13 protein-coding genes are annotated in these 18,003 nt (G+C 58.8%); 9 read left to right on the plus strand and 4 right to left on the minus strand.

The window, feature by feature from the left end; genetic code table 11:
• Positions 1 to 56: 56 nt before the first annotated feature.
• The 4 genes from J2W17_RS25740 to J2W17_RS25755 all read right to left on the minus strand — a co-directional run bounded on the left by J2W17_RS25740 (position 57) and on the right by J2W17_RS25755 (position 8,341).
• Positions 57 to 3,575: a calcium-binding protein gene (locus J2W17_RS25740; RefSeq protein WP_307341330.1), complete on the minus strand. Its 3,519-nt coding sequence runs from the start codon at positions 3,573 to 3,575 to the stop codon at positions 57 to 59.
• Positions 3,576 to 3,805: 230 nt separating this feature from the next.
• Positions 3,806 to 5,602 (minus strand): hypothetical protein, encoded by a 1,797-nt coding sequence (locus J2W17_RS25745; protein ID WP_307341333.1) that lies wholly within the window; start codon positions 5,600 to 5,602, stop codon positions 3,806 to 3,808.
• Between the two features lie 590 nt (positions 5,603 to 6,192).
• The gene (locus tag J2W17_RS25750) at positions 6,193 to 7,509 is read right to left on the minus strand and encodes a bifunctional DedA family/phosphatase PAP2 family protein (RefSeq protein WP_307341336.1); all 1,317 of its coding nucleotides are present in this window, start codon (positions 7,507 to 7,509) and stop codon (positions 6,193 to 6,195) included.
• Between the two features lie 136 nt (positions 7,510 to 7,645).
• On the minus strand, positions 7,646 to 8,341 hold the full coding sequence (locus J2W17_RS25755; protein ID WP_307341339.1) for a DNA-3-methyladenine glycosylase: 696 nt from the start codon (positions 8,339 to 8,341) through the stop codon (positions 7,646 to 7,648).
• A gap of 189 nt (positions 8,342 to 8,530) precedes the next feature.
• Here J2W17_RS25755 and J2W17_RS25760 point away from each other — a divergent pair, with 189 nt between their 5' ends.
• From J2W17_RS25760 to J2W17_RS25800, 9 genes are all read left to right on the plus strand, one after another.
• The gene (locus J2W17_RS25760) at positions 8,531 to 9,802 is read left to right on the plus strand and encodes a glutamate-5-semialdehyde dehydrogenase (protein ID WP_307341343.1); all 1,272 of its coding nucleotides are present in this window, start codon (positions 8,531 to 8,533) and stop codon (positions 9,800 to 9,802) included.
• Positions 9,803 to 9,866: 64 nt separating this feature from the next.
• Positions 9,867 to 10,493, plus strand: coding sequence for a nicotinate-nucleotide adenylyltransferase (nadD, locus tag J2W17_RS25765; RefSeq protein WP_307341430.1), 627 nt, complete (start codon positions 9,867 to 9,869; stop codon positions 10,491 to 10,493).
• A gap of 73 nt (positions 10,494 to 10,566) precedes the next feature.
• Positions 10,567 to 11,061, plus strand: a complete 495-nt coding sequence (gene rsfS / locus J2W17_RS25770) for a ribosome silencing factor (protein WP_128871437.1) — start codon at positions 10,567 to 10,569, stop codon at positions 11,059 to 11,061.
• 9 nt (positions 11,062 to 11,070) lie between these two features.
• Complete coding sequence (gene rlmH / locus J2W17_RS25775) at positions 11,071 to 11,538, plus strand: 23S rRNA (pseudouridine(1915)-N(3))-methyltransferase RlmH (RefSeq protein WP_007937439.1); 468 nt, start codon at positions 11,071 to 11,073, stop codon at positions 11,536 to 11,538.
• A gap of 10 nt (positions 11,539 to 11,548) precedes the next feature.
• Entirely contained in the window at positions 11,549 to 13,444 is a 1,896-nt protein-coding gene (gene mrdA / locus J2W17_RS25780) for a penicillin-binding protein 2 (RefSeq protein ID WP_307341348.1), read from the plus strand.
• A 31-nt stretch (positions 13,445 to 13,475) separates the two neighbouring features.
• Positions 13,476 to 14,579 (plus strand): rod shape-determining protein RodA, encoded by a 1,104-nt coding sequence (gene rodA, locus J2W17_RS25785; RefSeq protein WP_307341433.1) that lies wholly within the window; start codon positions 13,476 to 13,478, stop codon positions 14,577 to 14,579.
• A 17-nt stretch (positions 14,580 to 14,596) separates the two neighbouring features.
• Positions 14,597 to 15,607 (plus strand): lytic murein transglycosylase B, encoded by a 1,011-nt coding sequence (gene mltB, locus J2W17_RS25790; RefSeq protein ID WP_307341352.1) that lies wholly within the window; start codon positions 14,597 to 14,599, stop codon positions 15,605 to 15,607.
• Complete coding sequence (locus tag J2W17_RS25795) at positions 15,607 to 16,623, plus strand: septal ring lytic transglycosylase RlpA family protein (RefSeq protein WP_307341355.1); 1,017 nt, start codon at positions 15,607 to 15,609, stop codon at positions 16,621 to 16,623. The genes mltB and J2W17_RS25795 overlap by 1 nt, the downstream gene beginning before the upstream one ends.
• A 182-nt stretch (positions 16,624 to 16,805) precedes the next feature.
• Entirely contained in the window at positions 16,806 to 17,963 is a 1,158-nt protein-coding gene (locus J2W17_RS25800; RefSeq protein WP_307341357.1) for a D-alanyl-D-alanine carboxypeptidase family protein, read from the plus strand.
• The last annotated feature ends 40 nt before the right edge of the window (positions 17,964 to 18,003 follow it).

Consider the following 18,003-nt stretch of genomic DNA (forward strand, 5'->3'; position numbering starts at 1 on the left):
GCCGGCGTGCCGATAAACGTCACGCCGGGTTTGCATGGGTGATCGGTTATTACAGATCAAGCATCCTTGGCCCGTTCTATGATCAGATGCTCGGGGTTGATGCGGTATTCAGAATCCGTATCGATCCCCCAATAGTCGTTCATCGAGTTGTAATACACCGTGCCGTCAGTTCGTGACGAGAAGCCTATGTTTTTAACTACAACCGATACGGCCAGTTCGCTTCGCTCCTGATGCGCGCGAATGTCGGTCAGCAAGGCATCGATGCTGGCGTAACCCTGTGCATTGATCACATAGAGTTGCAGCACTTCAAACAGAAGTTCGACGGAATAAATATTTCCGGATGTTGTCACCACGCTAATGGATTCCACCGGTCCCGGGTGGTCCAGGCTTGGCAATTGGATCACTGCGCTACCGACTTGCAGGTTATCGGACCTCAGGCGAATTCCATTGCGCGTTACGGTTTCTGTCAGTTTTGTACTGAAGAGGGTCCAGGTCGACGCATTAGAGGTTTGAGCGGCGGCACCCGGTGTGGACAGGCTGAGCATGGTGTCGCTGACGGGATAGACATCGTATTTCGAGGCTTGGCCATGCAGTACATAGATACCGGCATGTGGGGGCGCGGGGAAGTTGACCTGCTGGGGGGTGGTGGCGAGCAAAACGGGCTTTACTCGTGCTGGGCTCACAAAGCGATAGTGGCCGTGTCGCAGCTTCAGGCATTCGGGTGCGATGAGCATTTTGCGACCTGGGGCGGCCGCGTCGTCAAGGTAGGAAATGTTGGGGCGTGTCAATCGATAGGATTTGCCATCCCGCATAATCAGCACAATGTCATGCGCGCTGTGTTCGCCAGCCTTCCAAATACTGCCAGAAGTATAGGCCGCATGTTTTACTTTATGTGGTTGTTCGCGAATGATACCCGTGAAATTGACAATTTTCGAGGTCAGCTCAATCCACAGGTTGAAGTTTGAGTAAGTCAGATAGGTATAATCCGAAACGCCAATTTTTTTCTCTACTTCATAACTGATTCTGACATCGACTATTTCTTCACTTGTGTAATCCATATAAAACACAGCAGAAGTTTTAGGTGTGCCGGCGTAAGCGATGACATCGACTCTGCGGCCAACGCGTGAGATAAAATGGTGCATCGGCATCCGCTCGGCGAGCACCACGGTTGCGCTGTTGATGATGTACGGGGTCGGTGCGTCCTGTCCGCCGGTCACTCTGTATTCGATATCGCAAGGGTTTGAGTCAGGCAGATGAAAAGTCAACAAGGGCAGCATCTCGAAACTGTCCTGGAAGATGAAACGTAACTGATTATTTTTCAATTGACGTTGGCCGTCGACATACTCATAGACTTGCTCGATGGTCAGCTCATGGTCGGGTAATTCGCCATCCTGGCCCTGCAACGAATTGATGACCAGCGAAGTGCCGACGACTTGCAAGCGTTGAACTCGCTCCATCGGCCAGTCGAATCTGATGAGGCTCGGTTGTTCGCCGTCTTCGATAATTGTCACGTTAGCCGATGTGTCGGCGATGTAATAGGTATCCGCTCCAGGGCCGCCATTCACTCGAGAGTACGCCCCGCGAATGGCGATTGTGTCATCGCCTGGTCCTGCGTCGATGCGGTCGTGACCGTTGGCCGAGATCTGATCGGCCTGATCGCTCCCGGTGACCCGATTTGAACCGCGTCGCAAGGTCGAGATCTTTTCGATGGAGTTGACCTGCATGACCGGGATGTCGTCTTTGCGGGGGTCCTGATGGCGAAGGGCGACCTTGCCGGTTTGCAGGTTGACGTCGTAACCGACATGACGGGTTTCAGTTTCGGTACGGGAACCCGTAAAGGCCAGTGTGTCGGAACCCTCTCCCCCGTCAAGATCACTGATTCGAGCAGGTTGTAATGGCCGATTCAGTTCCGATTCGGTTGTTTCAAAGTAAAAAACGTCATCCTTGTCACCGCCGGACAGTGTCTTGGTGCCTTCCCGATAGCTGAAGAGATTGGATTTGTCCCTGACGCCGAAGACCTGGTCGTTGCCGTCACCGAGCCGCCAGAAAATACCTTTGTTTTCGCCCGGGGTGCCTTTGACCATGCCGCGGAGGTTCGGCGGAACCCCGTCGCGAGCATCGATAACGTCGTCCGTGCCAACGATAACCGGCTCGTTATCAAGCTTGTACGGTTGTTCCCCGTTGTTTTCGTCCCATTGGTAGTACCATATTTTGATTGTCCGCAACGTGACGTCGAAACTGCCGTTGACGATGTATTCCAGTTCTTCTTTATGTGCTTCTTCAAGCAAAAATTTTGCCGATTGCTCTAACTGGATCTTGTGATCGCTGATGCTCTTGGCAATTTTGTAGCGATCCATCACGTCCTGAGCTTGCTCTCGCCCCCAGAAGGCCAGCCAGCCGGCAACAAGCCGTTCGCCGCCGTCCAGTTCAATGTAATCATCGATGTCGTCCACGATCCGCGCGGCCTGGTAGATTTTCGCGCCAACGATGAGTATGACAGCGGCAGCGAGGCCGACAGGGCCGGCGACACTTCCATAACCGGCCAGTGCCGCCGCGCCCAACACAAGGCTGATGCCTGCGCTGGCGACGTTTATGCCGCCATTGACATAATGGTCCTGGGCCACCTTGCCTTTCGAGGCGGCGGCGGCATTGAATTCCTTGACGGCACTGACAATGTCAAATGGCACGGTGATCGCGCTGGCAAACAACCCGCCCCCCCGACTGAAAACGACACCTACCGATGTGGCGGAAAACCGTCTGAGTACGACGGAACCGCTCTCGATCATCGCGATTCCGCCCTTGGTCAGGCCTCGTTCGATGATCAATGAACCGAATTCAGTCGCAATAGCTGCGCCATTGAATGCTGCTTCACCGGTGTCGCCAACTCTCATGGCTTCCATGGCACCCATTAAGCCACTATAGATTCCGTAGGCCTGCATCCCTACGCCTAATGGGGTTGCAGCATGCTTCGCATGGTTTTTGGTCTTGCCCCAGCCGGTCAGGGGTTCGATGGCATGAATGTCCAGTTTTTGCGCCGACTTGCCCAGTTTGTCGAGGCGATCCATCGGGCTGCCGGGCTTGAGCGGCTCGGAGGTGACGAACAGGGAGGGAGCGCCAACCGAGCGGCTGATGGCTATTTCATAGAACAGAGTGGCGACCGTGCCAGTGTCCGGGGTTTTCGCGGATCTGACACGGGCCTGCACCTTCGCCGGGTCGAAACTCAATCCATCGATAAAGAGCTGATCGGGTGCGTTGATATTGGCGTTTGCCTCGCTGATAGCGTGGCCATATACCATTGCGCCCAAAGCCTTGAGTTCTACACGAGTGACGTTGGAGTTGCCGAAGCGCAAGGGCCCGAAATGTTCATCGAGGATTTTCAGCGGGCGACGGGATACTTTGCCTGGCTGCGTTGTGTCCGGGGCTTCCGTTGGCTCAGGTGTCAATGGTGGCGCGCTGGGAAGCGTATCAATTCGGCCGGCGGCCGGGGCATGACTGTTGGCTGAGCCGCTGATCGCCGTTATCTCAAGTGGGCGGTGTGTTGGACTTTCCATGGCGGGTTCGATAAGTTGTGCCATTGTTTATTCCTTTAAATAATGAGCGTTATAAAGCACCGATTCTTTGTGTGCCGGTGCAGGGGTGGGGTACTTACAGCCCGTGAAGGGTTTTAGGGTAAGTGGTCTATTAATGGCTGTGCAATGTTTCTAAAAAACTCCTGTTTTTTTAGTTGTATATTGTTGTGTCTTCGCCAGGCCGACGTTTAAATACGAAAGATGAAACAGGCGACACTTTGATAAAGGGGGGGCACTCAGGGCCACATTACGTCATAGCCGAATACTTTTTCGTTGCCTGACAGTCTTAGCAGCGGTTTTCCCGCAGCCTCCACTTCATCGATCAGTTGGTCGTATTCATGTTTGTTGGCGTGTCCCGCATGCGTTGAGGCTTCGATGCGTGCGGCGCGGCTACCGGCTTGCGCCTCGATATCATTTACTTTTGCGCCCTTGGTCAGGGATGAATTCAGCAGCCAGATCCGCTCTGCTTCCAGCCCCTTTTTGGTTACCGAAATCAACCCTTCGTAGTTATCGCTGGGAAACCAGGTGGGCGGTGTGTCGCGGGCCGCTGAATTGAATCTGTGGTTTTCTTCACGCGGGACCACTTCAAGGTCGCGGGTATCGAGCGCGTACAGAAACATTTCCGTCTGCCGCTCTCTGGTGCGTTCGTAATGGCGGTCATGATCCCAGGCGACCGGGCTGTCAGGATCCGACCAATCGGAGGATTCGCTGCTTTCCGTGTCGCTGGCTTCGCTATCCGAAGGCGTATCGTCAGCGCCTCTTCCGGGGTGTTTGTTGGTTTGCGAGTTGAATCGCAAGTATTCGGGGTCGGGAGCACTGGCGTACATCCTGCCTTCCTTGAGACTGAAGGTGGCGCTCATTGGCTTATGGGTGGTGGCGCCGGGTTTGTGGGCATATCGAGGAAGCATGGCGTTGTCGTTCGCCAGTTCGAACGGAGTGCGCTCGTCGCCCCTGAACAGGGCCGGTACATCCGTTCGATACAGACAATTATTCTTGTTGCGCAGATAACCCATTTTGGCCAGCAGCGCCTCGCGCCATTCGTGGGTCATGCTGGTCTCCGGGTCATACCAGTCGTGCCACGCATCACGCTTCAGATTCAGCTCTTGGATGACATCATTGCTGAGTTGTTCGAGGCGTTGCGGGTTGCCGACATCATCAATCTTTTGTTTGTGCGCTTGCGCCCATTGAGGCATCGACAGTTCAGTCTTCAAGTGCTGTTGCAGGCGAGACAGTTGGCTCGGCAGCAGATTGTAGGACTGCAGGAACGCCTGGCGCTGATTTGCGCCCATGGCCGGATGGAGCCACCGCAGGCCGTCGCGCAGCAGGTTGATGACCGGGTTGTCGGTTTCGTTCGGTTCGACCCATGGCGGTGGCTTGCCGGAAACATGCGCTTGATTCCGAAAACGTTCGATTTCCTGTCCCTGAATTCCGTACAGCTCCCAAATCTCCTGATCGGTCCAGTGTGTCAGTTGAGTGGGTTGCGAGCCGAATCCCCGGGCAGGCGGGGCGACTTGAACCCAGTTCCCGTAACGATCTTCGAATGCAAATGGGGTGTCGGATGCATTGCGCCCCAATGTTGGCTTGAGTTCGTAATAACCCTGCGCGTCCGGGGAGCGCGGCGAGGCCAAGTAATGGCTTCGATTGATATAGGTCGGTGTATCGGTAACGCGGGGACGTTTAGGTGCCGCGCCTGTTTCGGCCCGTTCCCTCGTTGGCGACGCAGGCCGTTTCAGCGCAGAGCCGCCAACCCCGTTTGGGTCAAGGCCGATCTCGGGTGTTTCACTGGCCTGCGCTGTCAGGCGCCAGGTCGGACGTCCGTCGTTTTTATACAGTACGGGTCCATTGGCAATCCGTTCCGCCAGCATCTTCGCGCGATAGACGCCAAGCGTCGGGTCAAGGTCGACATGGGTAGTGCGCAGAGTGCCTTCATGTTCGACGTCGATAAATTTACGTCCGACAATGAAGCGAAAACCCTCGTTGTTCGGTGCTTGCATGCCGCGCAGAAAGTTCTCGGTCAACCAGTATTTATTCATTGAGTTGTCGCTCTTTGAATGTTCGAAAATCGATCGAGTCGGCAAATCGGTGACTTCAATGGCAGGTGGAATGGGGGGATCGACGCGGGGTTGGCCAGCATGACGTTGATTGGTAATCGAAGAGGCTCCAGTATCGGAAGGCCACGCGACATGTGGCACATAGGTGGGAGTATCCAGATCATGCCTTCTCGAAGACTCATGGGGCAATACGGGTTTGTGCGGATCAGTAACAGGTGGTTTACGTGGTGTTTTCGGGCTCATAAAAAACTCGCTGTTGAATAATATTCATGAAGTTATGTATGTTTAATGTTGTGTTCCTCGAAGACGACGAATGATCTAAGCATCATGCGCAATGTTCAGTGCGAGACGGTCCGTTTTAATGTAATTGATTTTTGTCGTGAGGAAGGCGCGAGTTTGCGGAAGTCATGGATGAAATTGTAACTATGGTTATGGGTTCGCCTGGCTCCAAGAAGTGTCGTGTGCCGGAAAATGTTAGCGTTATAGCGCGCCACTTTCATCGGTTAAGACCTTTGAAAGCGGCGAGGAGAGAGGTTTCGATTATTGGTAATGTGAGAAACACAGCGTTGTGTTTAGTACGCGTACCGCAACATTGCATGGGGCAAATGGCGCAGGGCAAAGAAACTGAACAATGCCAGCAATGCGGGCAGGATCAGCCACCAGACCTTGAATGGCATGGCGTTGAGCGGCGCCTGCCGCTGATTCAGCCATAAGCTCACTGCACACACGCACGCGGCCAGCATGGCGCCGGCCAGCACGTCGGTCGGCCAGTGCGCCCCCAGATAAACCCGCGACAAGGCAATCGACAGCGCTGGCAGGCAGGCCAGCAGCAGCCAGGTCAGGCGCATCCGTGGCGGCTGTCCGCGACCGGCGAGCACGGCCAGGGTCAAAAACAAGGCAAACGACCCTGAAGCGTGGCCGCTGGGCATGCTGTAGCTGGTCAAGGGATCGCTCAGCACTTCCGGGCGCACCCGGGCGAAGAAGTCCTTGGTCGCGGTATTGGCCAGGGCGGTGCAGAGCAGGGTGCCACCGGCGAACAGCGCCTGGCGCCATTGCCGGCACAGCAAGAGCAGGCCGGTGAGCAGGGCGCTGAACAGCAGCATGTTGTGGAACTCACCGATCAGGGTGAAGGTGACGGCCACTTCATCCAGCGTCGGGCTGCGATGTTCCTGTACCAGGGTCATCACCCCCTGATCAAGCGCGGTCAAGTGTGGATAGCCGATGAACAGGCCGATCAGGATCAGCAGGCTCATGCAACTGATCCAGGTCGTCGCCCGTCGGTGGCGGCGCAGACTGCTGGTCGCGCTCAAGCCGACCATTACCGCGACACTGCCGGCGACGATGCCCGCCTGCAGCCAGAAACCTTCCGGCAATGGCAAGCGGATCGCTGCGCCGGTGGCCCAGCCCGGCAGCAGATAGGCGACGCTCCAGCCGGCGGCAGCGAGCAGGCTGACGGCGGCGAAGCGCGGGAACGGCATGTCGAACATCCCGGCGACCATTGGCAGCATGGGGCGCAACGGACCGATGAAGCGTCCGACCAGCAGGCTGGCGATGCCATAGCGCTGGAAATAGGCCTCGGCCCCGGCGATCCATTCCGGGTGATGGCGCAATCCGGGCAAGCGCCGGATGTTCTGGTGAAAATGCCGTCCCACGAAGTACGAAACGATATCGCCCAGCACGCCGGCGACGAAGCCCAGCAGCAGTGTTTCGCTCAACGACAGTGCACCACTGCCGGCCAGGACTGCGACGGCAAACAGCAATACCGTGCCGGGGACAATCAGCCCGGCAATTGCCAGGCATTCCACAAACGCTACTATGAACACCGCGGCGGCCAGCCATTGCGGGTTGACCGTCAACCATCCGGTCACGCTATCGAGCCATGGGCCCATAAAAAACATCTCCCAACTTATCGATAAACCCGGTAAGAGCTGCCGCAGGCTGCGATCGTTTGATTTTGCGTTTTAAAGCAAGATCAAAAGATCGCAGCCTCGTTTCACTCGTCAGCTCCTACAGGAGGGATTGTGTTTACAGCAAAAAGTAATCGCGGCCTTCGACCTGCCCTCGTCGCAGCGGATTGCGCGTGCAATAGGCGGCATAGGCGGCATCGACGAAGCGGTACATCAGGTGTTCGTCACGCCCATGGGGGATGCCCAGGCGCGTGGTTTGAATGATGTGGACGGGGGCGGGCCCGATATCTTCCACCAGCAGCACTTCATGGTCGAAGCGCTTGGCGTCCCAGGTCGGCACCTTCAGACCCAGCGCCTTGCAGAGCAATGTCTGCCCGGCACAGAGCTTTTGCGAGGGTCGAGGGCGGCCCTGGGCGTCCGGATTGTTCAGCAGCATTTGCGCCAGGCTCGCCGGTCCGCTCAATTCATCTACCCAGGGATAGCCGGATTTGATCAATACCGCATTGCCGGGACCATGGGCACTGAAGTTCAGTGAATCGCCGCCACGGGCGTAATACATATAGATGTGACCGCCATCCAGAAACAAAGCCTTACGCTTTTCTGTGTAACCAAGGGAGGCATGGCTGCCTTTTTCTTCGAAATAATAGGCTTCGGTCTCGATGATTCGAGCGCTCAGCCAGAGTTCACCGACCCGATGCCGGATCACTTTGCCCAGTAATTCCCTGGCCAGCGTTTGGGCGTCTCGGTCGAAAAACGCGTCCGGGAGTGCCGTGGGCAGGCTCGTATCGGACGCACGAACAGTCAGGTTGGTCATGATGAACGATGTTTATCAGGGCTGATTGAGTGGTGATGATAACAATTTGCAGCTTAATCACGGCTGAACGTCGGCAAATTGCCCTTGATTTCGACCATCCGCCTGTCACCGCTGTTAGTCCCGGGACGCGACAGCTATAATCTGCCGCTTTACTCTTTACCAAGACCTTATCAAAGACCACTCCAGACCATGACTGAGTCCGTTCTTGACTACATGACCCGTTTGGGTCGCGCTGCCCGCGAAGCTTCCCGCGTCATCGGCCGTGCCAGCACTGCGCAGAAAAACCGCGCGCTGGAGGCTGCTGCCCAGGCGTTGGATGCTGCGCGCGCCGAGCTGACAGCCGCCAACGAGCTGGATCTGGCTGCGGGCCGCGCCAGCGGTCTTGAACCGGCCCTGCTGGAACGTCTGGCGCTGACCCCGGAACGCATCGACGGCATGATCGTCGGTTTGCGTCAGGTTGCCGCGCTGCCTGATCCGGTCGGTGCGATCCGCGACATGAGTTATCGCCCCTCGGGCATTCAGGTGGGCAAGATGCGTGTGCCCCTGGGCGTGATCGGGATCATCTACGAATCGCGGCCGAACGTGACCATCGACGCTGCCAGCCTGTGCCTGAAATCCGGCAACGCGACCATCCTGCGCGGCGGCTCCGAGGCCATCAACTCCAACCGTGCCATTGCCGCCTGCATCCAGCGCGGTCTGGCCGAGGCCGAGCTGCCGGCGGCGGTGGTGCAAGTGGTCGAAACCACTGATCGCGCCGCCGTTGGCGCGCTGATCACCCTGCCTGAATACGTCGACGTCATCGTGCCCCGTGGCGGCCGTGGCCTGATCGAACGGATCAGCCGCGATGCGCGCGTGCCGGTGATCAAGCACCTGGACGGCATCTGCCACGTCTATGTCAGCGTCCACGCCGACCTGCAAAAGGCCCAGCGCATAGCCTTTAACGCCAAGACCTACCGTTATGGCATCTGCGGCGCGATGGAAACGCTGTTGGTGGATCAAGCGGTAGCCAAGGATTTTCTGCCGGCCATGGCTGCGCAGTTCCGCGAAAAAGGCGTCGAGCTGCGTGGCTGCGAACGTACCCGGACGATCATCGAGGCGGTTGCCGCAACGGAAGAAGACTGGAACACCGAATACCTGGGACCGATCCTCTCGATCCGCGTGGTCGAGGGACTGAGCGAGGCCATCGAGCATATCAACAGGCACGGCTCGCATCACACCGATTCGATTGTCAGCGAAAACCTGGCAGATACCCGGCGTTTCGTCGCTGAAGTCGATTCGTCGTCGGTGATGATCAACACCCCGACGTGCTTCGCCGATGGCTTCGAATACGGATTGGGTGCCGAGATCGGCATTTCTACTGATAAGCTGCACGCCCGCGGCCCGGTGGGTCTCGAAGGACTGACCTGCGAGAAGTACATCGTGGTCGGGGATGGTCAGTTGCGCGGCCAGGCGTCGGTCTGACTTGGGCGACCTCAATTTGTCGGCCCCGGTGACCCTCCGCGACCCTGCACCCCGACGTATCGGCATGCTGGGCGGGACCTTCGACCCGGTGCACATCGGCCATTTGCGCGGTGCGCTGGAAGTCGCCGAAGCGCTGGCGCTCGATGAGCTGCGCCTGACACCCAGTGCCAGGCCGCCGCATCGCGGTACGCCACAGGTGTCGGCCAAAGACCGTCTGGCGATGGTCGAGTGCGCGGTGGCCGGCGTGGCGCCGTTGGTGGTGGATGCCCGCGAATTACAGCGGGACAAACCGTCCTACACCATCGATACCCTGGAGCTGATGCGTGGCGAACTGGCCGCGCAGGACCAGGTTTTTCTACTTTTGGGCTGGGACGCATTTTGCGGCCTGCCCACTTGGCACCGCTGGGAAGAGTTGCTCCAGCATTGCCACATCCTGGTGCTGCAACGCCCGGATGCCGACAGCGAACCGCCGGATGCCTTGCGCAACCTGCTGGCAGCGCGCTCGGTGAGCGACCCGCTGGCCCTCAAAGGGCCGAGCGGACAGATTGCATTCGTCTGGCAGACACCGCTTGCGGTATCCGCCACCCAGATCCGTCAACTGCTGGCCAGCGGTAAGTCGGTACGTTTCCTGGTGCCCGACGCGGTCCTGGCCTACATCGATGCGCACGGACTTTACCGTGCGTCGAACTGAATAGGAGTGCCTCAAGGCACGTAGCAACAACGTGTATTGAAGCGCCTGAACATACGAGCAAAACGAGTTTTATATGACTGACAAAGACCAAACCAAAGTAAAGCGCAAAGGCACGTTCAAGAGCGCCCCGTTGCCAGTAGAGGCTCCAACCGGGCCGGAGCTGCGTGGCGAAGAACTGGTCAAGGTTGCCGTCGCAGCCCTGGAAGACGTGAAGGGCCAGGACATCCAGGTCATCGACGTGCGTGAAAAGCAGAGCATCACCGACTTCATGATCATTGCGACCGGTACGTCCAACCGCCAGATCGGCGCGATGCTGGACAAGGTCCGCGAAGCGGTCAAGGCCCAGGGCGTCAAGCCGTTGGGTGAAGAAGGCAAGGGCGACAGCGACTGGGTGCTGCTGGATATGGATGACGTCATCGTTCACATGATGACCGCCTCGGCCCGTCAATTTTACGACCTCGAGCGTCTGTGGTCCGGTGCAGAACAGAGCCGTGCTCTGAACGCGGCTCACCACAGCCCGGAAAACACCCATGAGCACTTCGTCAAGCTCAACAAAGACCAGCAATAAGGGACCGCTGTGCGACTGCGACTGATCGCCGTCGGTTCACGGATGCCCAAGTGGGTGGAAGAAGGCTGGCATGAATATGCCAAGCGTCTTCCGTCCGAGCTGGCGCTGGAACTGGTGGAAATACCGCTCAACACCCGTGGCAAGAACGCCGACGTGGCGCGCTTCATCCGTCAGGAAGGCGAAGCCATGCTGGCCAAGGTCGGGCCGAACGAGCGGGTTGTCACCCTCGAAGTCCACGGCAAGCCCTGGAGCACCGAGCAGCTGGCGGTCGAGCTCGATCGCTGGCGGCTGGACTCGCGCACGGTGAATTTCATGGTCGGCGGCCCCGAAGGGCTGGCGCCGGAAGTCTGTGCCCGGGCCGATCAACGCTGGTCTCTCTCGCCGTTGACCTTGCCGCACCCGCTGGTACGCATTCTGATCGGCGAACAGCTGTATCGTGCCTGGACAGTCCTGTCCGGCCACCCTTACCACAAGTAGTTTTGCCCTCATGCCTCAGCCGATCCGCCTCAAGGACCACGAAAAAGACGCCCGTCTGGTGCGTGGCCGCGTCGTGTTCGGCGCAATTGCGGTGGTGGCGCTGATCTGCGTGCTGATCGCGCGTCTTTATTTCCTCCAGGTGATCCAGTACGAATACCACTCGACCCTGTCGGAAAACAACCGCGTCCATGTGCAGCCGATTCCGCCGACTCGCGGGCTGATCTTCGACCGTAATGGCGTGGTGGTGGCCGATAACCGGCCGAGCTTCAGCCTGAGCATGACCCGCGAGCGCTCCGGCGACTGGCAGCAAGTGCTCGACGTGATCGTCGAGGTGCTGGAGCTGACGCCCGAGGACCGGGTGATCTTCGAGAAACGCATGCGACAGGGGCGCCGGCCGTTCGAGCCGGTGCCGATCCTGTTCGAGCTGACCGAAGAACAGATCGCCCGCATCGCGGTGAACCAGTTCCGTCTGCCTGGCGTGGAAGTGGTCGCACAGTTGGTTCGCCACTACCCGCAGGGCCCGCACTTTGCGCATTCGGTGGGTTACATGGGGCGGATCAACGAGAAAGAGTTGAAGTCCCTCGATCCGGTCAACTACAGCGGCACTCACCACATCGGCAAGACCGGCATCGAGCGTTTCTACGAGCCTGAATTGCATGGTCAGGTGGGCTACGAAGAAGTCGAGACCAACGCCCGGGGCCGCGTACTGCGCGTACTCAAGCGCACCGATCCGATCCCCGGCAAAGACATCGTGCTGAGCCTGGACATCAAATTGCAGGAAGCCGCTGAAGCCGCACTCGGCGGTCGTCGTGGCGCGGTGGTGGCGCTGGATCCGAAAACCGGTGAAGTCCTGGCGATGGTCAGTGCACCGAGTTTCGACCCGAACCTGTTCGTCACCGGCATCAGCTTCAAGGCCTATGCCGAGCTGCGTGACTCCATCGACCGGCCGCTGTTCAACCGGGTCCTGCGTGGCCTGTACCCGCCGGGTTCGACCATCAAGCCCGCAGTGGCGATTGCCGGCCTGGATGCCGGCGTCGTGACCGCCTCGAGTCGGGTGTACGACCCCGGCTATTACCAGTTGCCCAACTACGATCACAAATACCGTAACTGGAACCGTTCCGGTGACGGCTTCGTCGATCTGGACACGGCAATCATGCGTTCCAACGACACCTACTTCTACGACCTGGCCCACAAGCTGGGGATCGATCGGTTGTCGGCCTACATGGGCAAGTTCGGCATTGGCCAGAAGGTCTCGCTGGACATGTTCGAAGAGTCGGCGGGTCTGATGCCGACTCGGGAATGGAAGCGCGCGACCCGCCGTCAGGCCTGGTTCCCGGGTGAAACCCTGATCTTGGGGATTGGCCAGGGCTACATGCAGTCGACCCCGCTGCAACTCGCCCAGGCCACTGCGCTGGTGGCCAACAAAGGCATCTGGAACCGGCCGCACCTGGCCAAGACCGTCGAAGGCGAGCGGCCCAAGGACGAGAATCCGATGCCGGACATCATCCTGCGCGACCCGTCCGACTGGGCCAAGGTCAATCATGGCATGCAGCAGGTCATGCATGGCGCCCGGGGCACGGCGCGCAAAGCGGCGCTCGGTGCGCAATACCGCATCGCGGGTAAAAGTGGTACGGCCCAGGTCGTCGCGATCAAGCAGGGCGAGAAATACGACCGTTCCAAGGTCCAGGAACGCCACCGTGACCACGCCTTGTTCGTCGGTTTCGCGCCGGCCGACAACCCGAAGATCGTAGTGTCGGTGATGGTCGAGAACGGCGAGTCCGGTTCCGGCGTTGCTGCACCCGTGGTGCGTCAAATCATGGACGCCTGGCTCCTGGACCAGAACGGTCGGTTGAAAGCCGAATACGCCAGCCCAATCAGCGCGGAGGCTACGGCCCGTGAACAGTAATTTCGATCGCATTCTCTCCAGCGAGGATGTGATGCGTCGTCGTGCGACGCTGTTGCAACGCATGCACATCGACGGCCCACTGCTGATCCTGTTGCTGACCCTCGCCGCCGGCAGCCTGTTCGTGCTGTATTCGGCGAGCGGCAAGAGCTGGGACCTGCTGGCCAAGCAAGCCACCTCGTTCGGCATCGGCCTGGTGTCGATGATTGTCATTGCCCAATTCGAGCCGCGCTTCATGGCCCGCTGGGTGCCGGTCGGTTATGTGCTCGGCGTGCTCTTGCTGGTGGTGGTGGACGTCATGGGCCACAACGCCATGGGCGCCACGCGCTGGATCAATATTCCCGGGGTGATCCGCTTCCAGCCCTCGGAATTCATGAAGATCCTGATGCCGGCGACCATCGCCTGGTACCTGTCCAAGCGCACCTTGCCGCCCCAACTCAAGCACGTGGGCGTCAGTTTGTTCCTGATCGGCTTGCCGTTCATCCTGATCGTGCGTCAGCCCGACCTCGGCACTTCATTGCTGATCCTGGCGGGTGGCGCATTCGTGCTGTTCATGGGCGGCTTGCGCTGGCGCTGGATCCTCAGCGTGATCGCCGCCGCCGTGCCGGTGTCTGTCGCCATGTGGTATTTCGTCATGCACGATTACCAGAAGCAGCGGGTCCTGACGTTCCTCGACCCGGAGAGCGATCCGCTGGGCACCGGCTGGAACATCATTCAGTCCAAGGCCGCCATCGGTTCCGGCGGCGTGTTCGGCAAGGGCTGGCTGCTGGGTACCCAGTCGCACCTGGACTTCCTGCCGGAAAGCCACACCGACTTCATTATTGCGGTCATGGGTGAAGAGTTCGGTTTGGTGGGCATTTGCGCGCTGCTGCTGATTTACCTGTTATTGATCGGTCGCGGGCTGGTCATTACCGCCCAGGCCCAGACATTGTTCGGCAAATTGCTCGCGGGCAGCCTGACCATGACGTTTTTTGTTTACGTTTTCGTCAACATCGGTATGGTCAGTGGCCTGTTGCCGGTCGTAGGGGTGCCGTTGCCGTTCATTAGCTACGGAGGAACTTCGCTGGTGACGCTGCTGTCAGCGTTTGGGGTTTTGATGTCGATCCATACCCATCGTAAGTGGATCGCACAAGTTTGAATAAGGTGAAGATTTCAATGCAAGTAATGCATGGCTGGGCGACTCGGTACGCGCCATGGGTCGGCCTGGTAAGCATCCTTGGCACAGCGCAGCACGCGTTGGCCGGCGATTACGAAGGCTCACCCCAGGTGGCCGAATTCGTCGGTGAAATGACCCGCGACTACGGTTTTGCCGGTGAACAGCTGATGGGCGTGTTCCGCGAAGCCGAGCGCAAGCAGTCGATCCTCGACGCCATCTCGAAACCCGCCGAGCGGGTCAAGCAGTGGAGCGAGTATCGCCCGATGTTCATCACCGATGCGCGCATCGCCCGCGGTGTGGACTTCTGGCGTCAGCACGAGGCGATACTGGCTCGCGCGGAACAGGAATACGGCGTGCCGGCGCAGGTGATTGTTTCGATTATTGGCGTTGAAACCTTTTTCGGACGCAATACCGGAAATTTCCGGGTGGTCGATGCCTTGTCGACCCTGGGTTTCGATTATCCTCCCCGTGCCGAATTTTTCCGCAAGGAATTGCGTGAGTTCCTGCTGCTGGCCCGTGAAGAGCAGGTCGATCCACTGACCCTCAAAGGCTCCTACGCCGGGGCGATGGGCTTGCCGCAGTTCATGCCGAGCAGCTTTCGCGCCTATGCGGTGGACTTCGACGGTGATGGCCACATCAATATCTGGAACAACCCGGACGATGCCATCGGCAGCGTCGCCAGTTACTTCAAGCGTCACGGCTGGGTGGGCGGCGAGCCCGTGGTCAGCCGCGCCGATGTCCGTGGCGATCAGGTGGACCAGGGTTTGACCACTGGTATCGAACCGACTAAAACCGTCGGGGAGTTGCGAGCGCTGGGGTGGTCAAGTCATGATGCGCTGCGCGATGATATGCCGGTCACGGCATTCCGCCTGGAAGGTGACAAGGGCCCTGAATACTGGATGGGCCTGAAGAATTTTTACGCGATCACGCGTTATAACCGCAGCGTGATGTACGCCATGGCCGTACATCAACTGTCTGAACAGCTGGTCCAAGCACGGGGCGTCAAGTAATGCGGGCATTGCCTAAGAATAAACCCCTGAAGCTGATGGCATTCGCCGCGTTGACGATGCTGGTCGCCAGTTGTTCGACCAGCCGCTCGCCGACGCCGACAAAGTCTTCTCCCACCGTCGTGCGTGCAACGCCAGGCCTGGACATCAACCGCGCGCACAAAGACGGTGCGCCATGGTGGGACGTCGACGTATCGCGCATTCCTGACGCGACGCCGACCCTGCACACGGGGCCTTACAAGGCCAACCCGTATACCGTGCTGGGCAAGACGTATTTCCCGCAGCAAGAATCCAAGTCCTACATCGCATCGGGCACGGCGTCCTGGTACGGCACCAAATTCCACGGCCAGAACACTGCCAATGGCGAGGTCTATGACCTGTACGGCATGAGTGCCGCGCACAAGACATTGCCGCTGCCCAGTTACGTTCGGGTGACCAACCTGGACAACAACAAGACCGTAGTCTTGCGCGTCAACGACCGCGGACCGTTCTACTCTGACCGGATCATCGACTTGTCCTATGCCGCCGCCAAGAAGCTCGGTTATGCCGAAACCGGTACGGCCCGGGTCAAGGTCGAAGGTATCGACCCGCAACAATGGTGGGCAGCCAAGGGGCGTCCGGCACCGTTGATGCTGAACGAGCCGAAAATCGCGCAAAATAACGCCCCGGTGATCACGGCTTCGGCCGGCACCGTTGAACAATGGACGCCACCGCCGCAGCAACACGCCGCAGCCGTCGTACCTGTGCCGATCGATGCAAAAAAAAACGCTTCTGCACCAGCCTCTGGCCAGTATCTGCAGGTGGGCGCGTTCGCCAACCCGGACGCTGCAGAACTCCTGAGATCGAAGCTCAGCGGGATGGTGAGCGCTCCGGTGTTCATCAGCTCGATCGTGCGCAATCAACAGACACTGCATCGGGTTCGCCTGGGGCCGATCGGCTCGCCGGGTGAAATCCAGCAAGTGCAGAACAGCGTGCGCCTGGCCAATCTCGGTTCGCCGAGCCTGGTCACCGCCGAGTAATACGTAGTACTTGATTGAGGGTTCACTTGCGGTCTTGGGGGGTGAACCTGGTTGTTGGCTCGTTCCAGAACAAAAGCCCGGCAAGGGTTCTGAGTGAACAACTGAACACGCGATGGCCCGTTAGAAGGTCATCTGATTAGTTTTGCCCTTGGGCAGTTTCCATTAGCGATTTCGAGAGACGGATGAACATCACCACCTTTGCCAAACGACTGTGCCTGCTAGTCCCGCTGCTCCTCTCGCCTGCCGCGTTCGCGGTCGAGATGATGCCGTCGCCACCACAATTGGCCGCCAAATCCTATGTGCTCATGGACGCCAGCAGCGGCAACGTGCTGGTGGAGAACAATGGTGACCAGCGTCTGCCTCCGGCCAGCCTGACCAAGCTGATGACCGCGTACCTGGCGACCCTGGAAATCCGTCGCGGTCAGATCGGCGAGAACGATCCGGTGACCGTCAGCGAAAACGCCTGGCGTACCGGCGGTTCGCGGATGTTCATCAAGGTCGGCTCGCAAGTCACCGTCAGCGACCTGCTGCACGGCATCATTATCCAGTCGGGTAACGACGCCAGTGTTGCGCTCGCCGAGCACATCGCCGGCAGCGAAGACGCGTTCGCCGACATGATGAACAAAACCGTGGCCGACCTGGGCATGACCAACAGCCACTTCATGAACCCGACCGGCCTGCCGCACCCTGAGCACTACTCGTCGGCTCACGACATGGCTGTGCTGGCCCGCGCAATCATCCACGAAGATCCGGCTCACTACGCGATCTACTCGCAGAAAGAGTTCTTCTGGAACGGCATCAAGCAACCTAACCGTAACCTGCTGCTATGGCGCGACAAGACCGTCGACGGTCTGAAGACCGGTCACACCGACGAAGCCGGCTACTGCATGGTGTCTTCGGCAGTACGTGATGGCATGCGCCTGATCGCCGTGGTGTTCGGCACCAACAGCGAAGTGGCGCGGGCCTCCGAAACCCAGAAGCTGCTGACCTACGGTTTCCGCTTCTTCGAAACCCAGACCTTCTACCAGAAAGGCGCAGAGCTGGCTCAGGCGCCTGTCTGGAAAGGCACCACCAATCAAGTCAAGGCCGGCCTGGCCCAAGACCTGACGCTGACCCTGCCGAAGGGCCAGCTGAAAAAGCTCGCCGCCAGCATGACCATGAACCCGCAACTGATGGCGCCAATCGCCAAGGGCGACGTGATCGGTAAAGTCGAAGTGAAGCTTGACGAGAAGGTGGTGCACAGCGCCGACCTGATCGCCCTCGACGCAGTCGACGAGGGTGGTATCTTCCGCCGCATGTGGGATAGCATCCGTCTATTCTTCTACGGCTTGTTCAACTGAATTAGTGTGGACTCGCATGGCCCCGCCCCGATCCGGAGCG

The sequence above is a fragment of the Pseudomonas lini genome (assembly GCF_030812475.1).
Taxonomy (GTDB): domain Bacteria; phylum Pseudomonadota; class Gammaproteobacteria; order Pseudomonadales; family Pseudomonadaceae; genus Aquipseudomonas; species Aquipseudomonas lini_A.